The sequence below is a fragment of the Streptomyces sp. SID5464 genome, assembly GCF_009862985.1.
GTDB lineage: Bacteria > Actinomycetota > Actinomycetes > Streptomycetales > Streptomycetaceae > Streptomyces > Streptomyces chartreusis_D.
Genome location: NZ_WWIQ01000075.1, coordinates 139,342 through 165,472, shown reverse-complemented (window position 1 = coordinate 165,472; position 26,131 = coordinate 139,342). Strand labels below are relative to the sequence as shown.

Annotated in this window: 22 protein-coding genes and 1 pseudogene; 11 read left to right on the top strand and 12 right to left on the bottom strand. The window is 73.8% G+C overall.

Going from position 1 to position 26,131, the window contains the following annotated elements:
• Positions 1-143: 143 nt before the first annotated feature.
• The 3 genes and pseudogenes from GTY47_RS37055 to GTY47_RS37045 form a co-directional block, all read left to right on the top strand.
• A pseudogene (locus tag GTY47_RS37055) lies at positions 144-482 on the top strand (hypothetical protein); the annotation flags it as partial.
• Positions 479-1,021: a histidine phosphatase family protein gene (locus GTY47_RS37050; RefSeq protein ID WP_029181262.1), complete on the top strand. Its 543-nt coding sequence runs from the start codon at positions 479-481 to the stop codon at positions 1,019-1,021. The pseudogene GTY47_RS37055 and the gene GTY47_RS37050, both read left to right, overlap by 4 nt.
• A 43-nt stretch (positions 1,022-1,064) precedes the next feature.
• Positions 1,065-1,691 (top strand): YigZ family protein, encoded by a 627-nt coding sequence (locus tag GTY47_RS37045; RefSeq protein ID WP_010041216.1) that lies wholly within the window; start codon positions 1,065-1,067, stop codon positions 1,689-1,691.
• Between the two features lie 184 nt (positions 1,692-1,875).
• Here GTY47_RS37045 and GTY47_RS37040 read toward each other — a convergent pair whose 3' ends face one another.
• Positions 1,876-3,456, bottom strand: coding sequence for an MFS transporter (locus tag GTY47_RS37040; protein ID WP_231911189.1), 1,581 nt, complete (start codon positions 3,454-3,456; stop codon positions 1,876-1,878).
• Positions 3,457-3,548: 92 nt separating this feature from the next.
• On the opposite strand from GTY47_RS37040, the gene GTY47_RS37035 reads away from it, so the two are divergent.
• On the top strand, positions 3,549-4,136 hold the full coding sequence (locus GTY47_RS37035; protein ID WP_010041214.1) for a MarR family winged helix-turn-helix transcriptional regulator: 588 nt from the start codon (positions 3,549-3,551) through the stop codon (positions 4,134-4,136).
• 103 nt (positions 4,137-4,239) lie between these two features.
• On the opposite strand, the gene GTY47_RS37030 is transcribed toward GTY47_RS37035, so the two are convergent.
• From GTY47_RS37030 to GTY47_RS37020, 3 genes are all read right to left on the bottom strand, one after another.
• Positions 4,240-5,064 carry an SDR family oxidoreductase gene (locus tag GTY47_RS37030; protein ID WP_010041213.1) on the bottom strand — a complete coding sequence of 275 codons (825 nt, stop codon included), beginning with the start codon at positions 5,062-5,064 and terminating at the stop codon, positions 4,240-4,242.
• Positions 5,065-5,138: 74 nt separating this feature from the next.
• Positions 5,139-6,131, bottom strand: a complete 993-nt coding sequence (locus GTY47_RS37025; protein ID WP_010041212.1) for an aldo/keto reductase family protein — start codon at positions 6,129-6,131, stop codon at positions 5,139-5,141.
• Between the two features lie 119 nt (positions 6,132-6,250).
• Positions 6,251-7,438, bottom strand: a complete 1,188-nt coding sequence (locus tag GTY47_RS37020; protein ID WP_010041210.1) for a 3-deoxy-7-phosphoheptulonate synthase — start codon at positions 7,436-7,438, stop codon at positions 6,251-6,253.
• 361 nt (positions 7,439-7,799) lie between these two features.
• Here GTY47_RS37020 and GTY47_RS40525 point away from each other — a divergent pair, with 361 nt between their 5' ends.
• Entirely contained in the window at positions 7,800-8,015 is a 216-nt protein-coding gene (locus tag GTY47_RS40525; protein ID WP_173937216.1) for a hypothetical protein, read from the top strand.
• A gap of 80 nt (positions 8,016-8,095) precedes the next feature.
• On the opposite strand, the gene GTY47_RS37010 is transcribed toward GTY47_RS40525, so the two are convergent.
• Genes GTY47_RS37010 through GTY47_RS36985 form a run of 6 tightly spaced genes read right to left on the bottom strand, consistent with a single transcriptional unit; the run spans position 8,096 to position 14,441 of the window.
• Positions 8,096-9,490, bottom strand: a complete 1,395-nt coding sequence (locus tag GTY47_RS37010; RefSeq protein ID WP_010041204.1) for an amidase — start codon at positions 9,488-9,490, stop codon at positions 8,096-8,098.
• Positions 9,483-10,499, bottom strand: coding sequence for an acyl-CoA synthetase (locus tag GTY47_RS37005; RefSeq protein ID WP_010041202.1), 1,017 nt, complete (start codon positions 10,497-10,499; stop codon positions 9,483-9,485). The genes GTY47_RS37010 and GTY47_RS37005 overlap by 8 nt, the downstream gene beginning before the upstream one ends.
• 2 nt (positions 10,500-10,501) lie before the next feature.
• Positions 10,502-10,807, bottom strand: coding sequence for an acyl carrier protein (locus tag GTY47_RS37000; protein WP_010041201.1), 306 nt, complete (start codon positions 10,805-10,807; stop codon positions 10,502-10,504).
• Between the two features lie 50 nt (positions 10,808-10,857).
• Positions 10,858-11,283, bottom strand: a complete 426-nt coding sequence (locus GTY47_RS36995) for a hypothetical protein (RefSeq protein ID WP_010041199.1) — start codon at positions 11,281-11,283, stop codon at positions 10,858-10,860.
• A gap of 21 nt (positions 11,284-11,304) precedes the next feature.
• Positions 11,305-13,089 (bottom strand): prenyltransferase/squalene oxidase repeat-containing protein, encoded by a 1,785-nt coding sequence (locus GTY47_RS36990; protein WP_010041197.1) that lies wholly within the window; start codon positions 13,087-13,089, stop codon positions 11,305-11,307.
• Complete coding sequence (locus GTY47_RS36985; RefSeq protein ID WP_197709821.1) at positions 13,086-14,441, bottom strand: phenylacetate--CoA ligase family protein; 1,356 nt, start codon at positions 14,439-14,441, stop codon at positions 13,086-13,088. Before GTY47_RS36985 ends, GTY47_RS36990 begins: the two co-directional genes overlap by 4 nt.
• A 437-nt stretch (positions 14,442-14,878) precedes the next feature.
• Here GTY47_RS36985 and asnB point away from each other — a divergent pair, with 437 nt between their 5' ends.
• The 5 genes from asnB (at position 14,879) to GTY47_RS36960 (ending at position 22,617) form a co-directional block, all read left to right on the top strand.
• Positions 14,879-16,732, top strand: coding sequence for an asparagine synthase (glutamine-hydrolyzing) (gene asnB, locus GTY47_RS36980; protein ID WP_010041192.1), 1,854 nt, complete (start codon positions 14,879-14,881; stop codon positions 16,730-16,732).
• Positions 16,733-16,917: 185 nt separating this feature from the next.
• Positions 16,918-18,081 carry an exonuclease SbcCD subunit D gene (locus GTY47_RS36975; RefSeq protein WP_010041190.1) on the top strand — a complete coding sequence of 388 codons (1,164 nt, stop codon included), beginning with the start codon at positions 16,918-16,920 and terminating at the stop codon, positions 18,079-18,081.
• Positions 18,078-21,074: an SMC family ATPase gene (locus tag GTY47_RS36970; RefSeq protein WP_010041188.1), complete on the top strand. Its 2,997-nt coding sequence runs from the start codon at positions 18,078-18,080 to the stop codon at positions 21,072-21,074. The genes GTY47_RS36975 and GTY47_RS36970 overlap by 4 nt, the downstream gene beginning before the upstream one ends.
• Positions 21,075-21,132: 58 nt before the next feature.
• Positions 21,133-21,651, top strand: coding sequence for an immunity 21 family protein (locus tag GTY47_RS36965; RefSeq protein ID WP_010041186.1), 519 nt, complete (start codon positions 21,133-21,135; stop codon positions 21,649-21,651).
• A gap of 120 nt (positions 21,652-21,771) precedes the next feature.
• Positions 21,772-22,617: an SDR family oxidoreductase gene (locus GTY47_RS36960; protein WP_029181260.1), complete on the top strand. Its 846-nt coding sequence runs from the start codon at positions 21,772-21,774 to the stop codon at positions 22,615-22,617.
• Between the two features lie 19 nt (positions 22,618-22,636).
• Here the strand turns inward: GTY47_RS36960 and GTY47_RS36955 are convergent, their stop codons facing one another.
• Together GTY47_RS36955 and GTY47_RS36950 are read right to left on the bottom strand one after the other, a co-directional pair.
• Positions 22,637-24,328 (bottom strand): DUF885 domain-containing protein, encoded by a 1,692-nt coding sequence (locus GTY47_RS36955; protein ID WP_010041178.1) that lies wholly within the window; start codon positions 24,326-24,328, stop codon positions 22,637-22,639.
• Positions 24,329-24,360: 32 nt separating this feature from the next.
• A complete protein-coding gene (locus GTY47_RS36950) occupies positions 24,361-24,852 on the bottom strand; it encodes an Lrp/AsnC family transcriptional regulator (RefSeq protein WP_010041175.1) in 492 nt (163 codons plus the stop codon).
• 59 nt (positions 24,853-24,911) lie between these two features.
• Between GTY47_RS36950 and GTY47_RS36945 the strand changes: the two genes are divergently transcribed.
• A complete protein-coding gene (locus GTY47_RS36945) occupies positions 24,912-26,123 on the top strand; it encodes a PLP-dependent transferase (protein ID WP_040903352.1) in 1,212 nt (403 codons plus the stop codon).
• Positions 26,124-26,131: the final 8 nt, after the last annotated feature.

Below are 26,131 nucleotides of genomic sequence, written 5' to 3'. Positions count from 1 at the left end.
TGTCGGGTCTGGCGGTCGGTGAATCGGCGGTGCCAGGTGCGTCGAGTGGCCGGTCGGTCGAGTCTGGCCCGCCGGGCGGGGAGTCGGCGGAGTCGAGCCCGTCGGGCGGGCAGTCGGTGGGATCCGAACCCCTGCGCGGGGTCGACCCCGCCGTCCTGCGCCTCGCCCTGTTCACCCGGCATCACAACGCCCCCGTGCGGCTGGAGGCGGACGTCCTCGGCGAGGCGCAGGCCACCCTCGTCCGGTGGCGGCGTGCGGTCGCCCGTTGGGCCCGGCGGCCCTCCCGGCCCGTGCCCGACGACGTGCGCGGGCGGTTGCGCGACGCCTGGGACGACGATCTGGACGTCCCGCGGGTCCTGGACGTGCTGCGGGGCGTGGAGAACGAGCCGGACCTGCCGGACGGCGCCCGTTTCGAGACGTACGCCTACGCCGACCGCCTCCTCGGCCTCGACCTCACCCGCGACCTGGGAGCCCCGTCATGATGGAACGCGCCGGAGGCGGCCCGCTGCGCCGCCTGGTCGTGCTGCGGCACGCCAAGTCCGCCTGGCCCCTGGACGTCGCCGACCACGAGCGCCCGCTCGCCCCGCGCGGCCGCCGCGACGCCCCCGCGGCCGGGCGGGCCCTGGCCGAGGCCGACAGCCTGCCCGACCTCGCGCTGTGCTCCACCGCCGTACGCGCCCGCCGGACCTGGGAACTGGCCGCCGCCGAGTGGGGCACGCCCCCGCCGGTCCGGTTCGACCGGCGCCTGTACGCCGCGAGCCCCGCCGGTCTGCTGGCCGTCGTGCACGAGGTGTCCGCCGAGGTGGAGACGCTGCTGCTGATCGGGCACAACCCGGGTCTGGAGGAACTCGTCCTGGCGCTCGCCGGTGACGGCCTCGACGACACCCTGGAGCGGGTCCGCACCAAGTTCCCGACCTCGGCCATCGCCGTACTGTCCTGGTACGGCACGACCTGGCGGGCCCTCACCCCCGGCTCGGCGCTGCTCACCTCCATGACCGTGCCCCGGGGCGCGAAGAGGTAGCGCCGGTCCGGTCCTCCCCAAGGGCCGCGCATAGGGTGGCCGGATGCAGGACGAATACCGCACGGTGGCCCGCGCCGGCGTGCACGAGACCGAGGTCAACCGCTCCCGCTTCCTGTGCGCCCTCGCCCCGGCGGCCACCGAGCAGGAGGCGCAGGACTTCATCGCCACGGTCCGCAAGGAGCACGCCGCCGCCACCCACAACTGCTGGGCCTACGTCATCGGCGCCGACGCCTTGGTCCAGAAGGCCTCCGACGACGGCGAACCCGGCGGCACCGCCGGCGTCCCCATGCTCCAGATGCTGCTCCGCCGGGACATGCGCTACGTCGTCGCCGTCGTCACCCGCTACTACGGCGGGGTCAAGCTCGGCGCGGGCGGGCTCATCCGGGCGTACGGCGGAGCGGTCGGCGAGGCACTGGACACCCTCGGCACCCGCACCCGCCGCCGGTTCCGGCTGGCCACGATCACCGTCGACCACCAGCGGGCCGGCAAGCTGGAGAACGACCTGCGGACCACCGGGCGCGAGGTGCGGGACGTGCGCTACGGGGAGGCGGTCACGATCGAGATCGCACTCCCTGACGCCGATCTGGAGGCCTTCCGGGCGTGGCTCGCCGACGCGACCGCCGGGACGGCCGTCTTCGAACCGGGCGGGGAGGCGTACGGCGACGCCTGACACGCGGTCAGCCCGGTGCGCGGCGCCCGGGAGCCGGGCCGGCGGGCGTCAGCGCCGGTGGAGCGGGACGGCGGACCGCAGCGCACCGCAGAGGCCGTTGCGCCCTCGTACGCGCTCCGCCCCTTCGGCCGGACCGGCGAAGGGGCGGAGCGGCGGACCCGGGACCGGGTGTCGCGGACGGTTGCTATCGGCCGGTGTCGGTGACGGCGGGCTCCTCCGCTTCGGCGGGGCCTCGGCCGCCCTCGGCACCCGCGCCCCCGGCGGCTTCCACGCTCGCGGGGACGCGGCCCAGCCGGATGGCGAGCAGTGCCGTGCCGACGGCGAGTGCCGCGAGGACGTAGGCGGTGAGGTCGAAGGCGTCCGCGAAGTCGGCCATGCCGGTGTCCGGGCCCGGCGCCTGGGGATTGGTGCCCAGGAAGCCGCGGTACAGGGCCCCGATGACGGCTACCCCGAAGGCCATGCCCGCCTGGGTGACGGTGTTGAGCACACCCGATCCGGCACCCGCGTCGTCCGGGTGGACCCGCGACAGGACGGTGTCCACCAGGGGCGCGACGACCAGGCCCTGCCCGAATCCGGAGACCCCCATCACCGCCGCGAGCCCGATCGCCTGGCTCGTGCTCTCCAGGCCGGTGACGGCGGGCACGGCGACGAGACCGGCCGCCATGACCAGGCCGCCCGCCACCGACACCCCGATGCCGAACCGGGCGGCGAGCCTGCGGCAGGCCGCGGAGGCGGCGATGAAGCCGAGGCCGAGCGGCACGAAGACCATGCTCGCGGCCAGCGGGGTCAGCCGGAGGCCCGACTGGAGGTGGTAGGTGAGGACCAGGAACAGCCCGGCGTTGCCGGAGAAGAACAGCAGCACGGTGCCCATGCTGAGCGGGAAGCCCCTGGCCCGCAGCAGCCGGCTCGGCAGCAGCGGGTCGTTGCCCTGGGACTCCGTCCGGCGCTCCCACCGCAGGAAGGCCACGGTGCCGGCCGCGCTGAGGGCGAAGCAGACGTACGTCCACCAGGGCCAGCCGTGCTCACCGCCGAGGATCAGCGGGATGAGCACGAGGGGCAGCAGCACGGCGGTGAAGACGGCGCCGGCGATGTCGAGTCGCGGCAGATCGGCGCTGCGGCTCTCGGTGACGGCGGGCACGGCCGCGCACAGGATCGCCGCGCCGATCGGCACGTTGATCAGGAAGATCATGCGCCAGCCCAGGCCGGCCACGTCGAGGTCGAGCAGCAGTCCGCCGCCGACGAGGCCGGCGATGACCCCCGCCCCGATGGAGGCACCGTAGGCGCCGACGGCCCGGGCACGGTCGCGTTCGTGCACGAAGACGGCCCGGATGAGCGAGAGCACCTGCGGTGTCATGACCGCGGCCGACAGGCCCTGGAGCACCCGGGCCGCGATCAGGGTGGCCGGGCTGGGCGCGAGCGCGCACAGCAGGGACGTCAGGGTGAAGGTGGCCACGCCGTACTGGAAGGTGCGTTTGCGGCCGATCCGGTCGCCGAGCCGGCCGCCGGTTACCATGCCCGCTGCGTAGGCGATCACGTAACCGTCGATCACGAACTGGAGTTGGCCGAACCCGGCGTTCAGGTCCGCCTGGATACCCGGAGCCGCGACGTTCACGATGAACATGTCGATCTGGCTCATGAACATCGCGAGCAGGACCACGGTGAGTCCCGCCCAGTCCCGCCCGGAGGCCCGGGGAGGGCCGGTCGCGGTGGCGGCCCCGGCCTCGGCTGCTGCCTTCGGACTCGCTTTCCGTGTCTCTGTGCGCATATCACCACTCGGTTCCGAACGTGCGCTGAAGGGCGCTTGTTTAGTGCTAAATTCAGATCTAAATGTAGCAGGTCAGTGTGAAGGGTGAGCTCATGACGGCATCAGAGGAAAGCGATCGCCTCCCGGCGGGGGAGGACCCGGCGGACGCCATCGCGGCTGCCTGGAGCCGCGAGCGGCCCCAGACCCCGGTGGGCTCCATCGGCGTGGTCACGAGAATCTGGCAGCTCGCCAAGCACTTCGGCGACGACCGCCGGCGGGTCCTCGCCGAGGCGGGCGTCGACCCGGCCACCCTGGACCTGCTCAGCGTGCTGCGCCGCAGCGGGCCCCCCTACACCCTGAGCACCCGGGACCTCGCCGGGCACTCCCTGGTGACCGCGGGCGCCATTTCCCAGCGGGTCGCGCGCGCCGAACGCGACAACCTGGTCACGCGCCGCCCCGCCCCCGGCCGCAGCCGCGCGGTGCTGGTCGAACTGACCCCGGCCGGACACGAGCTGGTGGAGCGCACGGTCGACCGGGTGCTCGCCCGCGAGGCACAGCTGCTGGAACGCCTGGGCCCGGAGCGGCGCGAAGCACTGGCCGAGTTGCTGCGCGAGCTGCTCGACGACGTGCAGGACGAGCTGAACGTGCGGGGTGTTTCCCATGTGGGGCACGAGGGCCTCGACCACACGGGGCAGGTCTGAGCCGGGCGGTCGTGGGCACGGTCCCCCCGGGCCGTCCCCGGGGGGACCGTGCCGTGGCGGTCACCGGGTGGCCGGACCGGCTCCGCACCGGCTCCGTGCCGGCTCAGTATCCGTACGCGCTGGGCGCGTTCTGGCCGCCGTCCACCGGGATGTTCGCGCCGTTGACGGCCCGCGCACGGTCCGAGAGCAGGAAGGCGATCACCTCGGCGACGTCCCGCGGATCGACCAGGCGGCCGCCGGGGAACTCCTTCTCGAACTCGCGGTAGGCCCGGGGGTCCTCGTCCCGGAGCCTGGCCCAGCCCTTGCCCTCGATCAGCATGGAGCCGGGCGAGACACAGTTGACCCGGACACCTCGCGGCCCCAGCTCCCGGGCCAGGGACGCGGCCATGTGGATCTGCGCGGCCTTGGCCGCCGCGTACTGCGCGGGCGGGGCGGGCTTCCAGCCGGAGACGGAGGACACCAGCACGGCGCTGCCCCCCGTCCCGGCCAGGTGATCGGCGGCCTCGCGCAGCGCGATCGCCGGATGGGTGATGTTGAGCCGGCCCGTCAGGTCCCAGTCGGACGCCTCCGTGCCGCGCAGATCCGCGCCGCGCGCGCCGCCCGCGACGGTCACCAGGCCGTCCAACCGGCCGAACCGGGCGGCCGACTCCCGTACGAAAGCCGCGAGGGCGGACTCGTCGAGCACGTCCAGCCGCGCGGTGTGGAGGGCGCGCCCGTACCGGGCGCGCACCTCCTCGGCCACCGCGTCCAGCGAGGCGGCGTCACGGCCGCACACGGCGAGATCGCAGCCCTGCGCGGCGAGCCGGAGCGTGGTCTGCCGCCCCAGCCCGCGGCTGCCGCCGGTCACGATCACCGCCCGTCCGGCCGGGCCCGGCGTCCCGGACTCCCGTGCACCGCCCCTGTCGGCCGTGCCGTCTGTGTCGTTCAAGTCGTCCTGCTCCTCTCCTCCTGCTGCTTCGTTCTTCCTGCTCCCTTCTCGTTTCCCCGCCCCGGCCGCGGTGTTCAGCCCGTCCTCGCGGGATCGCGCACGATGTACGCCGAGAGGATCTCGTCGATGCGGTCCAGCACGGCCTGCTCCAGGCGTACGCCGGAGGCCGCGGCGTTCTCCTTGACCTGCTCGGGACGGCTCGCGCCGATGATGGCCGCCGAGACGGACGGGTTCTGGAGGACCCAGGCGATCGCGAGCTGGCTCATCGTCAGGCCGAGGTCCGAGGCGACCGGGCCCAGCTCCTGGACGGCACGCAGAGCCCCCTCGTCCTTCATCCAGTGACCGACCAGCATGTCGACGAATCCCTTGCCCGCCTCGGTGCCCGCCCGGGAGTCCGAGGGCGCCGCGGTGCCCGGCAGGTACTTGCCGCTCAGGATGCCCTGGGCCAGGGGCGACCAGACGACCTGGCCCAGCCCCTCCCGCTCGCAGGCGGGCACGACCTGCGAGTCGATGACCCGCCACAGCATCGAGTACTGCGGCTGGCTGGCGACCAGCGGGACGCGCAGCTCCCGGGCGAGACCGGCCGCGCGGCTGATCTGCTCGGCGGTCCACTCGCTGACCCCGACGTAGAGGACCTTGCCGGAGCGGACCAGGTCCGCGAAGGCGAGCATGGTCTCCTCGAGCGGAACGGCCGGGTCGTAGCGGTGCGCGTAGTAGACGTCGACGTAGTCCGTGCCGAGCCGGCGCAGTGACGCCTCGCAGCCCTCGATGACGTGCTTGCGGGACAGGCCGCGGTCGTTGGGGCCGGGGCCCACCGGGTGGCAGACCTTGGTGGAGAGCACGAGGCCCTCGCGCCGCTGACCGGCGAGCGCCTTGCCGAGCACGGTCTCGGCGCGGGTCTCGGAATACACGTCCGCCGTGTCGAACGTGGTGATGCCCGCGTCGAGCGCGGCCCGCACGCAGGCGTGCGCCGCCTCCTCGTCGATCTGGGCACCGTGGGTGATCCAGTTGCCGTAGGCGATCTCGCTGATCACGAGGCCGCTCCGGCCGAGCCGGCGGAACTCCATGTGCTGTGTCCTCTTCTCTGGGGCTGCTTGTCTGGGGGTCTTCTCTCGGGTGTCCTCGGGTGCCGCCGCGCGTCCCGGCGGTGCGCGGGCGGGCACGACGGGACGACCGGCGCGCCGCCTCACAGCAGCGCCGCCGTGCGAGCCACCACCTGGCGGGCCTGGCGCGGGCTCAGCCGCGGGTCGCAGGCCGACTCGTAGTGGGGCAGCGGCGTGGGCGAGGCCAGTTCCGCCGCCGTGTCGACGCACTCGGTGACGGGGCGGTGGGCCGTCTCCAGCATCAGACCGGCCGGTCGCAGGCCGTGTGCGCGCAGGGCCGACACGAAGCCCTCGATCTCCGCCATGACGTCGTCGACCGCACGGCTCTTCTGACCGGCGCCGTTGGTCCGGGTGTTGCCGTGCATCGGATCGCAGATCCAGGCGACACCGGCGGCCTCGTCGCCGAGTGCCCTCAGCACCGAGGTCAGGTGCGGGACGATGTTCTCCCGCCCCATGCGCACGATCAGGGAGAGCCTGCCGGGGCGGCGCCGGTCGCCGAGCATCCGCACCAGCGTGCCGACCTCCTCGGCCGATGCCCTGGGGCCGATCTTGACGCCGACCGGGTTGCTCACCGACGCGGCGAACTGCACGTGCTGGTGGTCCGGCTGACGCGTCCGGTCGCCGATCCACAGGAAGTGGCCGGAGGAGCCGTAGCGTCCCCCGTCCGCGTCGGGACGCACCAGGGCCTGCTCGTACTCCAGGAGCAGCGCCTCGTGCCCCGCGTACGTGCGCTGGGGCGCCGTCCGCCCGGCCAGGCCAAGATCCCGCTCGAGCAGGGTGCTCAGGGTGTTGCCGGCGTTCCGGTACGCCAGCAGCAGCCGGGACGGCAGCGCGGTGCGTGCCGCCAGGGTGGGCTCGGGGGCGTTGACCGCGTCACCGCGGTAGACGGGCAGCACCGTGCCGTCGGACAGGGTCTCGGTCGGGTTGGAGCGCGGTTTGGCGTACTGTCCGGCGATCCGCCCCATCCGGACGGTGGGCAGCCCGCTGGTGTCGGTGAACTCGTCCGCCAGCCGGTGCAGTTGGTCGGCCTTGGCGAGAACGGTCTCGGGGTTGGCGTCGGCGAACCGCTCGGCGCACTCCCCGGCCTGGAGGACGAAGGCCTCACCCCGGGCGGCCCGCCCGAGTTCGGCGGTGAGGTCGGCGCAGGCGGTGGCGTCCACCAGGGGAGGTTTCGCCTCCAGGGAGAGCAGGACGTCCTTGAGTTCGTCGAGCGAGGCCCATTCGGGCTGCTGAAGGGCCCGGGCCGGCAGCAGCAGGCGCGTGGCGGTCATGGTCTTCCTCCATCGGGCGGGGCGGCGTCCGGCGTGGGGGCCGGGCCGAAGTAACGGGTGGTGTTGTGGGGTGGGGCGGAGTGAGCCGGGCGACGGCGTCACACCGCGGCGGTGCGGCGCGCGCCCGTGGTGGCGGCCCCGGCGTCGGGGTCGGGGGCGTCAGGGCGCGCGCCGGCGTCGGATCGCACAGTGTGCCCTCGCTCGGCACCACCGGGACGAAGCCCGCGTTCACCAGATCGGCGAGACGCTGCCAGGTCCGCGGCGCGACGGCCGAGTGCCGGAGCGCCATGCCGCGCAGCCGCAGCCGGACCATGGTGCGGGTGACGTCCGGCGGCAGCGGGTCGCCCGGCCCGGTCGCCAGGTGGGAGACGAGTCCGGCGCCCTGACGGGCCGGGTCGGGGTCGGCGGCGTGATCCACCAGCGGGCCGAAGCCGTGGGTGACGCCGTAGACGCGCCGGGAGCCGTCGAGGCCGGCCAGCGTGCGGTGGGCCGCCGCCATGCGGTCCTGCTCGGCGGCCGTCGGTTCCAGCGGGGCGGTGCTGCGCTCCAGCAGGTCACGCACCAAGGTGTCGGTTGATCGGCGGTCGTCGGATGAGCGGGGAGGGGCATGCGTGCCTTCCGTCGTCCTGGCGTTGACGGGTGTGCGTGCGGGCCGCTTCAGCTGGGCCGGAAGCCGAGCGGGCCGACCGCCTCCTCCAGCAGTCCGGCCAGCCGGATCAGCAGCGGTTCGTGGTCGCGGCGGGCGATCAGCTGGACGCACAACGGCGCGCCGCGCTCGTCCCGGTCGACCGGCATGGTGAGCGCGGGGAGCCCGGCGAAGCTGGCCAGCGGGGTGTAGGCCACGCGCAGGTCGTAGTCGGGGTCACCCGGGGCGGGAATGGTCGACACCCGGGCGTCGGCGGTGGCGAGGTCCGGGGGCGCGGCCGGGTCCAGGGGCAGCAGCCAGGCGTCCACGCCCGCGGCGTCGAAGTCACCCTCGACCGTGGCGCGGGTGTGCGCCAGCCGCTCCAGGATCCAGGCGTAGCGGTCGTCCTGGACCTTCGCACCCACCTCCAGCGCGCCGCGGGTGGTCTCGTGCAGGTCGGCGGGCACCCACGGCCGCCACACCTGGTAGGCGTCCCAGGCCTGACGGGCGCACAACTCCCAGGCGGGCCCGCGCAGCGCCCACAGGTCGTCGAGCCGGACCGCGTCGAGCCTCTGGCCGCTCGCCTCCAGCCGCCCGCAGGCCGTCTCCAGCGCCTGGCGCATGACGGGGCCGCAGGTGCCCTCGGGCCCGTCCACGTTCGCGACGACGCCGATGCGGTACGGCCCTTCGGCGGCCGGGCGCTGGGCGCCGAGCCGGTCGAGTCCGAGCAGCGGCCACAGGTACGCCAGGTCCGCCGCGCTGCGGGTGGCCCAGCCGAGGGCGTCCATGGGCGGGGAGAGCGGGAAGACCCCCTCCAGCAGTGAGGTGCGCTGCGTCATCCGCAGTCCCACCGTGCCGCACTGCCCGGCCGGCCAGCGCACCGATCCCAGCACGTCCGTGCCCAGGCCGATGTCGCAGATGTTCGCGGCCACCGACACGGCCGTGCCGGTGCTGGAGCCGCCGGGGTCGATCTGCGGAACGTACGGGTTGACGCACTCCGACCCCACCCCGATGTTGAGTTCGGTGGTGACGACCTTGGCGGTCACGGCCGCGCGTGCGGACGGCAGGGCGGCGATCGCCGGGTTCGAGACCCGGGCGTGATGGCGGTGGCCGCGCAGGCCCAGCCGGGTGGGGAGACCGGCGACGTCCACGGTGTCCTTCACCCCGACGCGCACCGGTGCGGCGGCCGCGTCGAGCGGGGCGCGGTGGACGCACGCCCGGTAGCGGGCGTCCGCCAGGTCCGACCAGGCGGCCTCCTCGGTGCGCCACTCCTCGGCGGTCAGCGTGCCCCGGGCGCGGGCCGTCACCCGCTCCGGCAACGGCAGCGACACCGGTGCGCCGGGCTGCGGCGCCTGGGGCTCGGCGGTCCAGCGCGCCTGCCGCGCGTAGCTGGTGATGGCGTCCTGCGGGGCGGGGGCGTCAGACATGCTCGGCCTCCTGGGTGGGGCGTGCTGCGGTGAGCTCGGCGGTGCGGACCTTGCCGGTGGAGCTGCGGGGGATGCGGGGAACGCGGTGCACGGCGCGCGGCGCGGGCAGTCCCGAGGGGAGCCGGCCCAGGCTGCGGCGCAGGGCCGCCGGGTCGACCGGTTCGGCCGAGGCGTAGAACACCTCGTAGTGCTCTCCCCGTACGGGGTCGCTGACGGGCGCGCAGACCAGGTCCAGGCCGGGGCAGCGGGCGCGGGCCAGGTCCTCCACGTGGGCCAGGTCGCAGCGCACCCCGTTCACCTTGACCAGCCGGGACGCCCGCCCCAGGTGCTGGAAGGCGCGCGGGCCCGCCGGTGCGACGAGGTCGGGCAACTCCCAGTCGGCCGTGGGTGCTTCGGCGCCGGCCCGGCGGGCCAGCCGGGGACTGGCGACGCGCAGGCGCCGGGCCGCCCCGTCACCGTCCGCGACGGAGCCGGGCAGCATCTCCACGTCGGGCAGCAGGCGCCAGGGGAGGCCGGTCGTCCGCTCACCGGCGACGGGGCGGTGGGCGACGGCCCCGGTCTCGGTGGAGCCGAGGAGTTCGTGCGCCCGGAAACCGGTGTCCGCGAGGCGTCCGGCGACGTGATGGGCGGCCGGTGTGGCCGGGCCGGTGCTGTGCAGGGCCGTCACCCGGCCGTGCCGCGCCAGTGCCGGGACGTGCCGGGCGAGCAGCTGCCAGGTGGAGGGCAGGCAGACCAGCAGCGTGGGGACGCCGTCGTCGAGCGGCGGCACGGTGAGCGGCTCGTCCCACAGGCCGGTCACCGGGACGTCCGCGAGCCGGGGCAGCTCGCGCCCGTACAGCCGGCCGTAGAGGTGACCGGGGGGCGCGTAGGACACGACGCGGCCGAACCGGGCGGAGTCCAGCACCGCCTCGTGCACGAGGGTCACCTCGGCGTGCAGCTGCTCCTCGGTGCGCAGCCAGGTCACCGGCGGGCCGGTGCTGCCGGAGGTGGCGAAGGCGATGTCCGGCACGGTCAGCTCCCCAGCCCGAGGGCCGCCGTGTCCTCCAGTCGTTCGTGCGTGAAGCGCACCATGCGCTCCACGCTGGAGAACCAGAAACGGACGTCGTCGGCGACGAAGTCCACCTCGATCCCGAACTCGCTCTCCACGGCGGAGATGCACTCCATGGCGGTGAGGCTGTCGTAGCGCTCGCCCAGCGCCTTCTGGAGGTCGGCGTCGGAGGGGACGTCGGTGAAGGCGTCGCCGATACGGGCGGCCAGGACGGACCGCGTGCGGTCGTGGATCTCTTCGGGGGAGGGGACGGTCGTGGGCGTGGTCATGGTCGTACTCCTTGCCGGTGGTACAGGGTGCGGTGTCGGCGCCGGGGTGGTCAGACGGCGGCCGGTTCGGGCCGCACGGCGGTGCCGTCGGCCCGGCGCAGCCGTTCGCCGGCGCCGAGGTAGACGTCGGAGGGGGAGGTGGGGCGGAACTCCAGGTAGCAGAAGGGAGTCCGGGCGTCGGCGCCGAGCGCCTCGGTGATGCACCGGGCGAGCCCGTCCCGGAAGACGTCGTCGCGGTCGGGGCCCACACAGACCGTCACGGACGCGTGGCGCGGGCCGCTGCCGTCCGTCTCGTCCGGCAGGGCCTCGACCGGCATCCCGCCGGAGAAGACGGTGCCGTCCTCGGTGGGTTCGAAACGCACGACGACATGACCGGCCTGGACGCCCTGGGCGGTGAGCCAGCGGGTGAGGCGCAGCGCCACGGCGCGACGGCGGGGGACGGGGAGTTCGGGGGTACGGATGGTGATCGTGGGCACGAAGGCCTCCGGTCGGGCGGTTCAGGACAGGGCGAGGGCCGGCAGCGCGCCGGGGCCCGCGGTCAGGCGCCGGGCGAGCAGGCTGCCGAGACAGTCGGCGAGCGGGCCGCCACTGCCGGGTGCCAGCGGGCTCCACGCGGTGCCGTCGGCGCCGCGCACCCGGTCGACGAACGCGGAGACGTGCCCGGTGTCGAGGGCGAGTCCGGCCCGGTCGGCCGCCAGCACCGCCTCGTAGGTGGACAGCAGGTCGGGGACCCGGTTGCCCTCGCCCGCGTAGCCGCCGCCGCGTACGCGATGGCGATCGAGCAGGGCACCGACGGCCTCGCGGGCCTCGGCGGGCGGGGCGAAGCCGGGGCCGAGGAGCAGCCGGACGCGCTGCGCCTGGAGCGCCGGGCGCAGACCCGGCTCGGCGCCCGGCACGTTGCCGTGCGCGAACGGCTCGCCCTCGGTGACGCGGCAGGAGTCGACGAAGGAGAGGACGCCGGCGAGGTCCGGACCGAGCTCGTCGAGACCGGCCTCGTCCGCTTCGGCGAGGAGGGCCGCCGTCTCCACCGCCGCGGCCGTGGACACCATGTCGGACCCGCGTCCCTCCCAGTAGCCGAACCCGCCGTCGGCGTTCTGGAGGTCGGTCAGCCAGTCGGCGATCCGGTGCCGGGCGGCCCGGTCCCCGGAGAACGCGCCGGCCGCGAGGGCCCACAGGGTGCAGCGCACCTCGCTGCCCCGGCCCGGCATGTACATCACGCCGCCCTCGTTGGGCAGTTGGCAGCCCTCGAGCCAGCGCACCCCGTCCGGGCGGGGTGCCGCGGGATCGGCCGAGAGCACGGCGGCTGCGGTGGACAGGGCGTCCGCCGCATCCTGGGGCTCCCGGTAGGTGTAACCGCCCCCGGCACAGGCCAGTTCGGCCATGCGGGCGGTGACGGCGTCGGCGACCGGGGCGAGCGGCGCGCCGAGCGCCTTGAGCGTGCCCACGGCGCAGAAGGAGGCCCACACGTCCTCGACGTCGTAGCCCTCCCAGCGGACGAAGGCGCCGGAGGGGCCGCGCAGGCCCATGACCCACGCGTGGCAGCCGTCGGGATCACGCGGTGCCCGGCCGAGCGCCGCGAGCGCGCCCACGGCCCGGTAGGTGGCCCACAGGCAGGGCACCTCGGCGGCGGGCGCGAAACGGAAGCCGCCCTCGTCACCCTGACGGGCGCGCAGCCATGCGGCGAGCGCCTCCACGTCCCACGGCGGTGCTCCCGAGGCGCCGTTGTCCGTGGCGGCCCGCCAGGCCATCACCCCGTAGTAGCAGGCCCGTACGTCGGCCTTGCCGCGCCGCGTGTCCTCGGGGGACCAGCTCAGTCCGCCCTCGGCGCACTGGAGCCGGCCCAGCCAGTCCAGCAGGCGGGCGCGGTCGGGCACCGGGCCGCCGCACAGCTCGACGGCCGTGCGGGCGGAGAAGTGGGTGGCCCACGCGTCCGGGGCCTGTCCCGGGAGCATCGCGTACGCCTCGCCGGACCAGGTGCGCTCCAGCCAGCGGGCCGTGGCCTCGGTGCCGGGCACCGGGCGGCCCATGTCGCGCAGCGCCTGGGTGCAGTAGAAGGTGGCCCAGGCGTCGGAGAGCATGCCCCGGCTCCAGGCGTAACCGCCGTCGGCGTTGCGCCGGCCGGCCAGATAGGCGGCCGTGCCGTCCGGGTCGGCGAGGGTGCCGGTGCGGTCCAGCCAGGCCAGGGTCCGCACGGCGGCGTAGGTGCACCACAGGTCGGGTTCCCCGCCGGACACGCCCTCTCCCTGCGGGGCGCGCGGGGCGGTCGTCATGGTGGCGGTCATCGTGCGGCCTCCACTTCCCGGATGTTGGAGCGCTTCCAGCTCTTCTGCGAGGCGCCGCTCTTGGTGTTCGCGGGCAGCGAGTTGACGAACACCACCCCGTCCCAGCGCAGTCCGAGCAGCTCCTCGGACCTGGCCTGGACGCGCCGGCACTCCTCGGGCTCGCGGTCGCGCCCGGTGCCGACTCCGCGCTCCAGCAACAGCCGGGCGTAGGTGCCCTCGCTGTCCACCTCCAGCAGGTAGCCGGTGGCGTCGGTGACGCCGTAGACGACCTCTTCCACGGCGCGTACCGACAGGGGGGTGCCGCGCACCCGGAGGCCGTCGCTGGCGCGTCCGTGGACGGTGATCCGCGGCGCCGCGCTGCCGCACGGGCAGTCCGTCGCGACGGACACCTCGTCGCCGGTGTCGAGCCGCAGCAGGGGCCTGGCGTGTGCGTTGAGGGGGGTGACGACGAGCCGTCCCTGGTCGTGGCCGCCCCGGTCGTGCAGCGGGACGACGCCTTCGGGGGTGGCGAGCTCGAAGTAGGTGGCGGCCGGCAGCAGGTGCTGACGGCCGTGCGCACAGGCGGCGGCCAGCGTGCCGGTCTCGGTGCTGCCGTAACTGGCGTCGTGCGCGTCGGCGTTCCACCACGTGCCCAGCCGGGTGCGGAAGGGCGGGGTGTTGACCTCGCCGAGCAGCATCAGCCGGTCTACCGAGGAGCTGAGCTCGTCCAGCTGGCCTCGCTGCGCCAGCAGCCGGGTGAACTGCAGGGCCACGCCGGGGGCGACGAAGACGGTGGTGGGGCGGAAGGTCCGCCACATCGACTCCAGCCGGTCCCAGCCGGTGATGCCGGTGGCGAACGGGTAGGCCCGGATGTGCGCGAGGTCCAGGTACTCGCAGACCCCGGAGATCAGATCCGCCACCGGAACGACGTCGGACGGCAGGAGGATCACCACGCGCTCGTCGGCTCCGAGCAGCGGACGCCAGGCCTCGGCGACCGAAACGGTGTTCCAGATGGTGTCCTCGGCCAGCCGCGGGGTAGGGGTGGGCTGTCCCGTCGTGCCGGTGGTCTCGTAGTACTTCGAGGCCTCGGTGGGCGATACCGCCGCATAGCGCAGGGGCTGCGCCTTGAGCGACTCACGCGGGGTCACGGGCAGGTCCCGGAAACGCTCCAGGGAGAACTCCCCGATATCGTCCTGGCCCTCACCGGGGCCGTATGCCCTTGTTCCGCGCGCGCGTCGCCAGGCTGCGGAGAGCTTTCTGGTGTAGAAGTCCTCGGCCGGGATGCGGCCCTGATTCTCCCGTATCTCGGCCTGTGCCTCACGGAGTAATGCCTGGCGTTTGTCGGTGTGCAGGATCACACGAACCTCGCTCATTAATCGCTTATCGCTTGCGCACAGCCGGGACGGGACGGCGGGCTGTGCGCGCCCGTGACGTAGGTCTCGACGGGCGGCCCTGGGAAGGGTCGGGAAGCCACAGCTCAGGGCTTGGTGGCGGGGCCAAGGAGCCCGACCCACAGCGAACGTATAGCACTAAAGGTAGGCGGTGCAACCGCCCCTGGGGGGCTCAACTAGCCATCTGAGACCGAAAATCGACGACTGCGGTGTGACGTAATGCGCCTACTACTCGGTACGTTGCCCGAGTTGATTTTCCGGCCTAGTCTCGATGAGCGCCGAAGTGAAACCGGCAGCGTTTTTGAAGTCGCGGTTAATCGAGCCCGAACAGCGGGTTTCGCGCCCTGTTGGAGCGCATACCGCACGCCGTTTTACCCGGCAGTCCGCAACCCTCATCCGAATCCGGTTGGAGCTTTCTCATGTGCGGAATCGCAGGCTGGGCCGACGTCGGCCAGGACCTCACTCGGGAGGTGGACGGCGTCGAACCGATGGTGCGGACCATGGCCTGCCGCGGCCCGGACGCCGCCGGAATGCACGCCGGTACGCACGCGGTCCTCGGACACCGCCGGCTGGCGATCATCGACCTCGAAGGCGGCAGGCAGCCGATGGCGGCCCCCGCGGAGCCGGGCCGGCCCGCCGGGGAAGGGCCCGCCGTCGTGCTCAGCTACAGCGGCGAGGTGTACAACTTCCCCGAACTCCGGGAAGAACTCCGTGGGTTCGGTCACGCCTTCCGCACCCGCTCGGACACCGAGGTCGTCCTGCGCGCCTACCTCCAGTGGGGCCAGGACTTCGTCAGGCGCCTCAACGGCATGTTCGCCTTCGCCGTGTGGGACGAGCGGGCCCAGCGCCTCCTCCTGGTGCGCGACCGCCTCGGCATCAAGCCCCTCTACGTCGCGCGGCTCGGGGGCGGTGTCCTGTTCGGCTCCGAACCCAAGGCGATCCTCGCCCACCCGCGCTTCCGGGCCCGGCTCGACAGCCAGGGGCTCGCCGACCTCCTCGGCCTGATGAAGTCGCCGGGCGTCACCCCCTACCGGGACGTCGAGGAGGTGCCGCCGGGCTGCGTCGCGGCCTACGACCGCGACGGGCTGCGGATCGAGCGGTACTGGAGCCTTGGGCGGCGGCCGCACGAGGACGACGCCGGCACGACGGCGGACACCGTGCGGGCCCTGCTGGAGGACACGGTGTCCCGCCAGATGGTCACCGACGTACCGCTGTGCACGCTGCTCTCCGGCGGACTGGACTCCACCGTGCTCACCGCGCTGGCCGCCCGGGTGCAGGCCCGCGCCGGCGAACCCCCCGTGCGTTCCTTCGCGGTGGACTTCACCGGCAGCGAAGCCGACTTCAGGGCCAGCGAGTTCCGCCCGGAACGCGACTCCCCCTACGCCCTCGAAGCCGCCCGGCACATCGGCACCGACCACCGGCTCATCGAGCTCTCCGCCGACGAGCTCACCCGGGACGCCAACCGCGACGCCGTCCTGCGCGCCCACGACCTGCCGTACACCTTCGGCGATGTGGACACCTCGCTGCACCTGCTGTTCCGCGGGATACGCGAGCACTCCACGGTCGCCCTGTCCGGGGAGTCGGCCGACGAGGTGTTCGGCGGCTACGCGTGGTTCCACGACCCGGCCGTCGTCGAGGCGGCGACGTTCCCCTGGCTCAGCCGCATGCAGCTCATCACCCCCGAGCTGCTCTCCCCGGCCTTCCGGACGGCCACCCGCTTCGAGCAGTACCGCGCGGACCGCTACCAGGAGGCCCTGAGCGAGGTCGAGCACCTGCCCGGCGACTCCCCGTCGGAACGCCGCATGCGCGAGATCAGCCACCTGCACCTCACCCGCTGGCTGCCCGCCCTGCTCGACCGCAAGGACCGGCTCAGCATGGCCGCCGGTCTCGAGGTCCGCGTGCCCTTCTGCGACCACCGGCTCGTCGAGTACGTGCACAACACGCCCTGGGACCTCAAGACACCCGACGGGGACCCCAAGGGCCTCCTCAAGCGGGCCACCCGCGACATCGTGCCCAGGTCCGTGCTGGAGCGGCGGAAGAGCCCCTACCCGACCACCGCCGACCAGCTCTACGAGAAGGACCTGCGGGCCCGCACCCAGGCGCTGCTCGCCGACGGCTCCTCTCCCGCCTTCGACGTCGTCGACGCCACCGGGCTCGCCCGCATGCTCGACCTCCCGCAGGGGCACTACCACACCCAGCTGCACCGCAACGGCCTGGAGACCGCGCTGTACCTGGACCGGTGGATGAGGGAGTACGACATCGCGCCGGAGTGACCTGTTCCACGGCATACATGCGGACATTTCCTCTGAATTGCCGCCCGTTGGGCGTGGCATCCCGACGTTCGTGAGGGACCGGGTGCCCGCACGGGTTAGCGTGGTGGGTGCTGACAGCGAGCCGAGCCGGCTCGTGCGGGTCGTGGAGCGGTAGCAGGGGGAGACATGCAGGTCGGAGCGGCGTCGTGAGACTGCTGCACACGTCCGACTGGCACCTCGGCCGGTCGTTCCACCGCGTGAACATGCTCACCGCCCAGGCCGAGTTCATCGGCCACCTCGTCACGACGGTGCGCGAGCGGGCCGTGGACGCGGTGGTCGTGTCGGGAGACGTGTACGACCGGGCCGTGCCGCCGCTCGCCGCTGTCGAGCTGTTCGACGACGCCCTGCACCGCCTCGCCGACCTCGGCGTGCCGACCGTGATGATCTCCGGGAACCACGACTCGGCCCGCCGACTGGGCGTCGGCGCGGGCCTCATCGGGCGGGCCGGCATCCACCTGCGGACCGAACCGTCGGCGGCCGGCACCCCGGTGGTGCTGGCCGACGCCCACGGGGACGTCGCCTTCTACGGACTGCCCTACCTCGAACCCGCTCTGGTGAAGGACGAGTTCGGCGTGGAGAAGGCAGGGCACGAGGCCGTGCTCGCCGCCGCCATGGACCGGGTCCGCGCCGACCTCGCCACGCGTGCGCCCGGCACGCGCTCCGTCGTCCTCGCGCACGCCTTCGTCACCGGCGGCGAACCCAGCGACAGCGAACGGGACATCACCGTCGGCGGCGTCGCCGCGGTGCCCGCCGGCGTCTTCGACGGCGTCGACTACGTGGCGCTCGGGCATCTGCACGGCTGCCAGACCCTCACCGACCGCGTCCGCTACTCCGGCTCCCCGCTGCCCTATTCCTTCTCCGAGGCCGGGCACCGCAAGAGCATGTGGCTCGTCGACCTGGCCGCCGACGGCTCCGTCGACGCCGAGCGCCTCGACTGCCCGGTGCCGCGCGCCCTGGCCCGGATCCGGGGCACCCTGGAGGACCTGCTCGCCGACCCGGCGCTGGCGCGGCACGAGGAGGCGTGGGTCGAGGCGACGCTCACCGACCCGGTCCGCCCGGCCGACCCGATGGCCCGGCTCACCGAGCGCTTCCCGCACACCCTCAGCCTCGTCTTCGACCCCGACCGGGCCGCGGACGACCCCGCGGTGTCGTACGCCCGGCGCCTCGCCGGCCGCAGCGACCAGCAGATCGCGGAGGACTTCGTCGCCCACGTGCGCGGCGCCGGACCCGACGCGCACGAACAGGGCGTCCTGCGGGAGGCGTTCGACGCGGTGCGGGCCGACGAGACCGTACGGGAGGTGGCCCGGTGAGGCTCCACCGGCTGACGGTCACCGCCTTCGGTCCCTTCGGGGGCACCCAGAGCGTCGACTTCGACGAGCTGTCGGCGGCCGGACTGTTCCTGCTCCACGGGCCGACCGGCGCGGGCAAGACCTCCGTCCTCGACGCCGTCTGCTACGCCCTGTACGGCTCGGTGCCGGGCGCCCGGCAGGGCGGCGGACAGGGTGCGACCCTGCGCAGCGACCACGCCGCGCCGGGGACCCGCACGGAGGTCACCCTCGAACTCACCGTGGCCGGACGCCGCCTGGAGGTCACCCGGCAGCCGCCCTGGGAACGCCCCAAGAAACGCGGCACCGGCACAACCCTCGACAAGGCCCAGACCTGGCTGCGCGAGTACGACACCACGGCCTCGGCCTGGAAGGACCTCAGCCGCTCCCACCAGGAGATCGGCGAGGAGATCACCCAGCTGCTCGGCATGAGCCGGGAGCAGTTCTGCCAGGTCGTGCTGTTGCCGCAGGGCGACTTCGCACGGTTCCTGCGCGCCGACGCCGAAGCCCGCGGCAAGCTGCTGGGCCGCCTGTTCGACACCCGCCGCTTCGCCGACGTCGAGAAGCGCCTCGCCGAGCGCCGCCGCGCCACCGAGGCCCAGGTCCGCGACGGGGACGCCGCGCTGCTGGCCGACGCCCACCGCATGCAACAGGCCGCGGGCGACGCCATGCCGCTGCCGGACCTGGCCCCCGGCGAACCAGGACTCGCCGAGGCCGTGCTGGGCGCCGCCGCCGTCGCCCGCAGCACCGCCCGCGAACAGCTCGCCGTCGCCGAGTGCACGCTCGCCGCCGCCGAGTCCGCGCAGGCCGCCGCAGGCCGCGCCCTGGACGACGTACGCGAACTCGCCCGGCTGCAGCGTCGGTTCACCGACGCACGCGAGAAGGCGGCGCGTCTGGAGCAGGGCGCCGAGGCGTACCGGGAGGCGCAGGCGCTCATGGAACGGGCCCGCAAGGCCGAGGCGGTCGCGCCCGCCCTGGACCTGCGGGAGACCGCCGAGGCCGAACACCGGCGGGCGGCCGCCGCCGAGGCACGCGCGCGTGCCCTGCTGCCCGAGACCTTCGCCGACGCCGGCGCGGCCGGGCTCGCCGCAGCCGCCCGCCGGGCCGCCGAGGAACTGGGCGGACTGGACTCGGCCCGCCGCGCCGAGCGGCGGCTGGCCGAACTCCTCGACGAACGCGCCGGCCTGGACCGCCAGGAGCGCGCCGACACCGACGTCCTTCAGGAGGCGGAGGCCTGGCTCGACGGCTGGGAGGAGACCCGCACCGCTCTCCAGGCCCGCATCGACGCCGCGCAGCGGGCAGCCGCCCTCGCCGAACAGCTCGCCGTACGCCGCGAGCCCGCACGGCAGCGGCTGAAGGCGGCCCGGCTGCGCGACCAGCTCGCCGAGGACACGAACCGGGCCGTCGAGCAGGTCCGCACCGCGCAGGAGGAGGCGCTGCGCGCCAAGCGGCACTGGCTCGACCTCAAGGAACAGCGCCTGACCGGCATCGCCGCCGAACTGGCCGCGAACCTCACCGACGGCGAGCCCTGCGCCGTCTGCGGTGCCACCGAACACCCCGCCCCCGCCCGCAAGGTCGCCGGGCACGTCGACCGCGAAGCCGAAGAACAAGCCCTGGCCGCCTACCAGCACGCCGACGAACAGCGCGCCGAGAACGAGCGGAACCTCGGCGTCGTCCGGGAGGCCCTTGCCGCCGCCACCGCCGAGGCCGGTGACACCCCCACCGGGCAACTGACCCGCGAAGCCGATGAGTTGGAGGAGCAGTACGAGCAGGCCCGCCGGGGCGCCGCCGAGCTGCACACCGCGCAGGAGCGGCTGCGGCAGGCCGGGCACGAGCACGAGCGGCGCGTCGCCGCCCGGCAGGAGGCCGCCGTGCGCAGCGCCGCCCGGGTCGGCCACCGGGAACGGCTGGAGAGCGAACGCGCCGCCCTGGAGGAGGAGCTGAACCGGGCGAGGGGCGCCTTGGACAGCGTCGCCGCCCGGGCCGCAGAACTGGAGCGCCGGGCCGCGCTGCTCACGGACGCCGCCGACGCCGCCCGCGCCGCCGAGGACACCGCCCAGCGGCTCAAGGACGCCGACGCCCGCCTCGCCGACGCCGCCTTCCGCGCCGGCTTCGACACCCCGCGGGACGCGGCCGCCGCCCTCCTCGACGACACCGCCCACCGCGAACTGCAACGCCGCCTGGACGCCTGGCAGCACGAGGAGGCCGCCGTACGGGCCGTCCTCGCCGAGGCCGACACCGCGGCCGCCGCCCAGCAGGAGCCCGCAGACCTCACGTCGGCGCAGCTCGCCGCCGACGCCGCGGCACGCCGGCTGCGCGAGGCCGCCTCGGCACACGACGCCGCCGTCCGGCGCTGCGCCGAACTCGACCGGCTCTCCGCCCGGGCGACCGCCTCCGTCCGCCGGCTGGCTCCGCTGCGCGAGGAGTACGACCGGGTCGCCCGCATGGCCGGTCTCACCGCCGGCACCTCGGCGGACAACGAACGCCGGATGCGCCTGGAGTCGTACGTGCTCGCGGCCCGCCTGGAACAGGTCGCCGCCGCCGCGACCGTACGGCTGCGGCGCATGTCGTCCGGCCGCTACACCCTCGTCCACTCCGACGACCGCACCGGACGCGGCCGCAGCGGACTCGGACTGCACGTCGTCGACGCCTGGACCGGCCGCGAGCGGGACACGGCGACGCTGTCGGGCGGCGAGACGTTCTTCGCCTCGCTCGCCCTCGCCCTCGGCCTCGCGGACGTCGTCACGGACGAGGCGGGCGGGGTGCGCCTCGACACCCTCTTCATCGACGAGGGCTTCGGCAGTCTCGACGACCAGACCCTCGACGAGGTCCTCGACGTCCTCGACTCCCTGCGCGAACGCGACCGCAGCGTCGGCATCGTCAGCCACGTCCCCGACCTGCGGCGGCGGATCCACGCCCAACTGGAGGTCGTCAAGGGCAGGTCCGGCTCGGTGCTGCGGCAGCGCGGCGTGGGCTGAGGCCGACCCACTGACCCCCGAAACTTTGCGGGGAGTTGACCCTGTAGGTTCTTGCGCCATGGTGCGATACGCGGAGCCGGGCGTCGTGGAATGGGTGGAGTCGGGCGGCGGGCCGTTGATAGCGGTGCCGGAGACGGTTCTGCCGTTCTGGGCGGGGGCCGACGGCGAGGAGACGGCGTCGGACTACGACCGGGCCTGTGAGGTGGACGGGCACGTCGGGCTGCTGCCGGTCGGCGACTGCACGGCGCTGGTTCTGGGGGACGAGCCGGCCTCGACGGCGTATCTGCCCGACCAGGGGATGTTCGTCCGGTGGTGCGCGGGGAATTCCGAGGACGAGTTGCTGGCGAGCGTGCCGCTGGCTGTCGACACGGCGGAGTGGGAGCCGGAGGTTCTCTGGGACGTGCCCGGGGCCGTGCTGCTCTTTGATGCTGCGTGGCCCGGGGCGCAGCCTTCGGGGAGCGAGCGGGTTCGGGTGGTTCTGGAGCCGGGGCGCTACGCGGTTCGGGCGGCTCGGGTGCAGCCGGGGCCTGAAACGTGGCTGGGCTTGGTTCAGTTGCGGTTGCTGGCGCCTAGGTGACCGTGGGGTCTTCGCTGTTCGGCGTGTGCGGGTTGGCTGTGGCTGGTCGCGCGGTTCCCCGCGCCCCTGGAGGGGCGATATTCGCGTGCGTCGGTCATCAGGTCCGGCCACGATGATCGTGTGCCTCGTTTTCCTCATCCCAGTCCCGAAGAACTGCGCCGTGACCCTCTGCCCCTGCGGGGGCGTACTGCCCTGGTGACCGGGGCCAGTCGGCGTGGGGGCATCGGGCATGCCGTTGCCCGGCGTCTTGCCGCCTACGGAGCCAGTGTCTATCTGCATCACCATGTGCCGCACGACGCCGGCCAGCCCTGGGGCGCCGATCGTCCCGAGGACGTTGTCGCGTCCGTGCGGGAGGCGCTCGGGGACCCGGAGGGACGGGTCGTCGCCGGGCCCGGTGATCTGGGCGATCCCGCCGTGGCCGGTGAACTCGTCGGCAGGGCCGCCGAGGCGCTCGGCGGGCGGCTCGACATCCTCGTCGCCAACCACGCGCAGAACGGGTTCGACGGCTCCCTGGACGAGATCGACACGGCGATGCTGGACCGGCACTGGGTGGTCGACACCCGCTCCGTGATCCTGCTGATCCAGGCCTATGCGCGGCTGCGGTCCGCCCTGCCGCCGCGCAGCCCGGGCGGACGCGTGATGATGATGACCTCCGGCCAGGACATCGCGGGCGGCATGCCAGGGGAGCTCGCCTACGCTCTCCAGAAGGGTGCCCTCGCCTCCGTCACCCGCTCCCTTGCGACGGCGCTCGCCGACCACGCGGTCACCGTGAACACCGTCAACCCGGGCCCTGTCGACACGGACTACATGACCGGCGAGGACTACGAGGCCGTCGCGGAGCGCTTCCCCGCCGGGCGGTGGGGTATGCCCGACGACCCGGCCCGCCTCATCGCTTGGCTCGCCACGGACGAGGCTGAGTGGGTCACCGGGCAGGTCATCGACTCCGAGGGGGGCTTTCGCCGCTGAACTCCCTCGGGGGCCTGATCTACAGCACGGAGAGTTCGTCGACCAGGTCGTCCAGACCCAGGGACCCCTGCGAAAGCGCCGCCATGTGCCAGGCCTTCGGGTCGAAGGTGTCACCACGGCGGGCGCGGGCCTTCTCGCGGCCCAGCAGCCAGGCCCGCTCGCCGAGCTTGTAACCGATGGCCTGGCCCGGCATGGACAGGTAGCGGGTCAGCTCGCTCTCCACGAAGTCCGCGGGCCGGCTGCTGTGCGAGCCGAAGAACTCCTGCGCCAGCTCGGGCGTCCAGCGCTCGCCCGGGTGGAAGGGGGAGTCGTCCGGGATCGTCAGCTCCAGGTGCATGCCGATGTCGATGATGACGCGCACGGCGCGCATCATCTGCGCGTCCAGGTAACCGAGCCGGCGCTCCGGGTCCGTCAGGAAGCCCAGTTCGTCCATCAGCCGCTCGGCGTACAGGGCCCAGCCCTCGGCGTTGGCGCTCACCATGCCGACACTCGCCTGGTAGCGCGAGAGGTCCTCCGCCACGTGCTTCCACTGGGCCAGCTGGAGATGGTGGCCCGGCACACCCTCGTGGTACCAGGTCGACACCAGGTCGTAAACGGGGAAGCTGGTCTCGCCCATGGTCGGCAGCCAGGTGCAGCCCGGGCGGGTGAAGTCGTCCGACGGCGGCGTGTAGTACGGGGCCGCGGCACTCCCCGGAGGAGCGATGCGCGACTCCACCCGGCGCACCCGCTCGGCCAGGTCGAAGTGGGTGCCGTCGAGCGCGTCCATCGCCTCGTCCATCAGGGACTGCAGCCAGTCGCGGACCTCGTCGACGCCCTCGATGCGCGTGCCGTGCTCGTCCAGGTGCGCCAGCGCCACCCACGGCGTGGCGGCACCGGGAAGGATCTTCTCGGCCTCCGCCTTCATCTCTCCGAGGAGGCGGTGGTACTCGGACCAGCCGTACGCGTACGCCTCGTCCAGGTCGAGGTCCGTGCCGTTGTAGTAGCGCACCCAGCGCGCGTACCGCTCCCGGCCCACCACGTCCGGCGCGCCCTCGATCGCCGGTGCGTACACGTCCCGCATCCAGTCGCGCAGCCGTACGACCGCCTCGGTGGCCGAGCGGGCCGCTGTGTCCAGCTCGGAACGCAGCGCCTCGGGGCCGGCGGCCGCGAAGGTATCGAACCAGCCACGGCCCTCGCCGTCGGCGTCCGCCCACTCGCCGAGCTGCTCCACGAACGTGGCCGTGGCACGCGGCCCGCCGTACAGCTTCCGCTCCAGGCCGAGCGCCAGGGACTCCCGGTACCCCTCCAGCGCGGCGGGGACCGCATTCAGCCGCTCGGCGATCGCCGTCCAGTCCTCCTCCGACTGCGCCGGCGTCACGGTGAACACCTGCCGCACCGCGTGCGGGAGGGAGCTCAGATTGCTGACGGACCGCAGGCTCTCGTCGGCCTCGTGCACGGCGAGTTCCGCGATGAGCCGCTCGCGCAGCAGTCGCCCGCAGCGGCGCTCGACGTCACTGTCCGCGCCGGGCTGCCGCTCCGCCTCGTCCAGCCGGGCCAGTGTCCGGCGCGCCAGCTCGGCGAGCGCCTCCTGGCCCGCGGGCGAGGTGTCGGGCAGCCTGCTCGAACTCTCCCGCACGCCGAGGAACGTGCCGGTGATCGGGTCGAGGGCGATGAGCTCGTCGACGTACGCGTCGGCGACCTCACGGGGCAGCGGGCTCTTGATCTCAGACATGCGGACCATCCTGGTACGCGGAACAGCGCACGTCATCCGGATTGAGCCGAGGGCGAAGGCGGCAGCAGCGGCCCGCACTCCCACTGCTGGAAGATCAGCCGGGTCTCCACCCGCGCCACCTCGCGCCGCGAGGTGAACTCGTCCAGCACGAGCCGCTGAAGGTCCGACATGTCGGCGACCGCGACATGGACGAGGTAGTCGTCCGGTCCGGTCAGGTGGAAGACCGTCCGTGACTCCGGAAGGGCGCGGATCCGCTCCACGAACGGCCCCACCAGTTCCCGCCGGTGCGGCCTGACCTGCACCGACAGCAGAGCCTCCAGTCCTCGCCCCAGCTTGGCCGGATCCAGCTCCAGCCGGTGCCCGAGGATCACGCCCGAACGGCGCAGCCGGGTCACCCGGTCCAGACAGGTCGACGGCGCCACCCCGACCTGCGCGGCGAGATCCCGGTACGTCGTCCGGGCGTCGTTCTGCAGCAACCGCAGCAGGTGGAGATCCACCGGGTCCAGTACGACAGATTCGGCCATCGGCCGAACGTAACACGGGATTTCCACCCCTGAGCCCGGCCGGTGTTCACCCTGTCGTCATGGACACAGCGAGCATGGGCGCCCACGACGACGTACGCACCGCACCGAGAGCACTCGCCACCGAGGCCGTCCACGCCGGGCGGGACGACCTCGCCCGGCAGGGGCTGCACGCCCCGCCGATCGACCTGTCCACCACCTACCCGTCCTACGACAGCCGTGGCGAGGCGGCCCGGATCGACGCGTTCGCCGCCACCGGCGCGGACCCGGACGGCCCGCCCGTCTACGGGCGGCTGGGCAACCCGACCGTCGCCCGTTTCGAGACCGCACTGGCCCGACTGGAGGGCACCGAGGCGGCGGTCGCGTTCGCCAGCGGCATGGCCGCCCTGAGCGCCGTCCTGCTCGTCCGCGCCTCCATGGGGCTGCGGCACGTGGTGGCCGTACGTCCCCTCTACGGATGCAGCGACCATCTGCTGACCGCCGGGCTGCTGGGTTCGGAGGTGACCTGGACCGACCCGGCGGGAATCGCGGAATCACTGCGCCCGGACACCGGCCTGGTGATCGTGGAGTCCCCGGCCAACCCCACGCTGGCCGAGGTCGACCTCCGGGCCGTCGCGCACGCCTGCGGCTCGGTGCCGCTGCTCGTGGACAACACGTTCGCCACACCGGTGCTCCAGCGGCCCGCCGAACAGGGCGCACGGCTGGTGCTGCACAGCGCCACCAAGTACCTCGGCGGGCACGGGGACGTCCTGGCGGGCGTGGTCGCCTGCGACGAGGAGCTCGCGGGACGACTGCGGCAGGTCCGCTTCGCCACCGGCGGCGTCCTGCATCCGCTCGCCGGCTATCTGCTGCTGCGCGGGCTGTCCACCCTCCCGGTCCGGGTACGGGCCGCCTCCGCCAACGCCGCCGAACTCGCCCACCGCCTCGCCGCCGACCCGCGGGTGGCCCGCGTGCACTACCCGCGCATCGGCGGCGCGATGGTCTCCTTCGAGATTCACGGCGACCCCCACGAGGTCATCGCCGGTGTCCGCCTCATCACCCCGGCGGTGAGCCTCGGCAGCGTGGACACCCTGATCCAGCACCCGGCGTCCATCAGCCACCGCATCGTGGACGCCGACGACCGCCGGGGGGCGGGGGTGAGCGACCGTCTGCTACGCATGTCGGTGGGCTTGGAGGACATAGAGGACCTGTGGTCCGATCTCGACCAGGCGCTGAGCTTCAGGGGCGCGGGGAACTGCGCGACAAGCCACGACGAACCCGCAGCCACCGTCTGATCACGGCT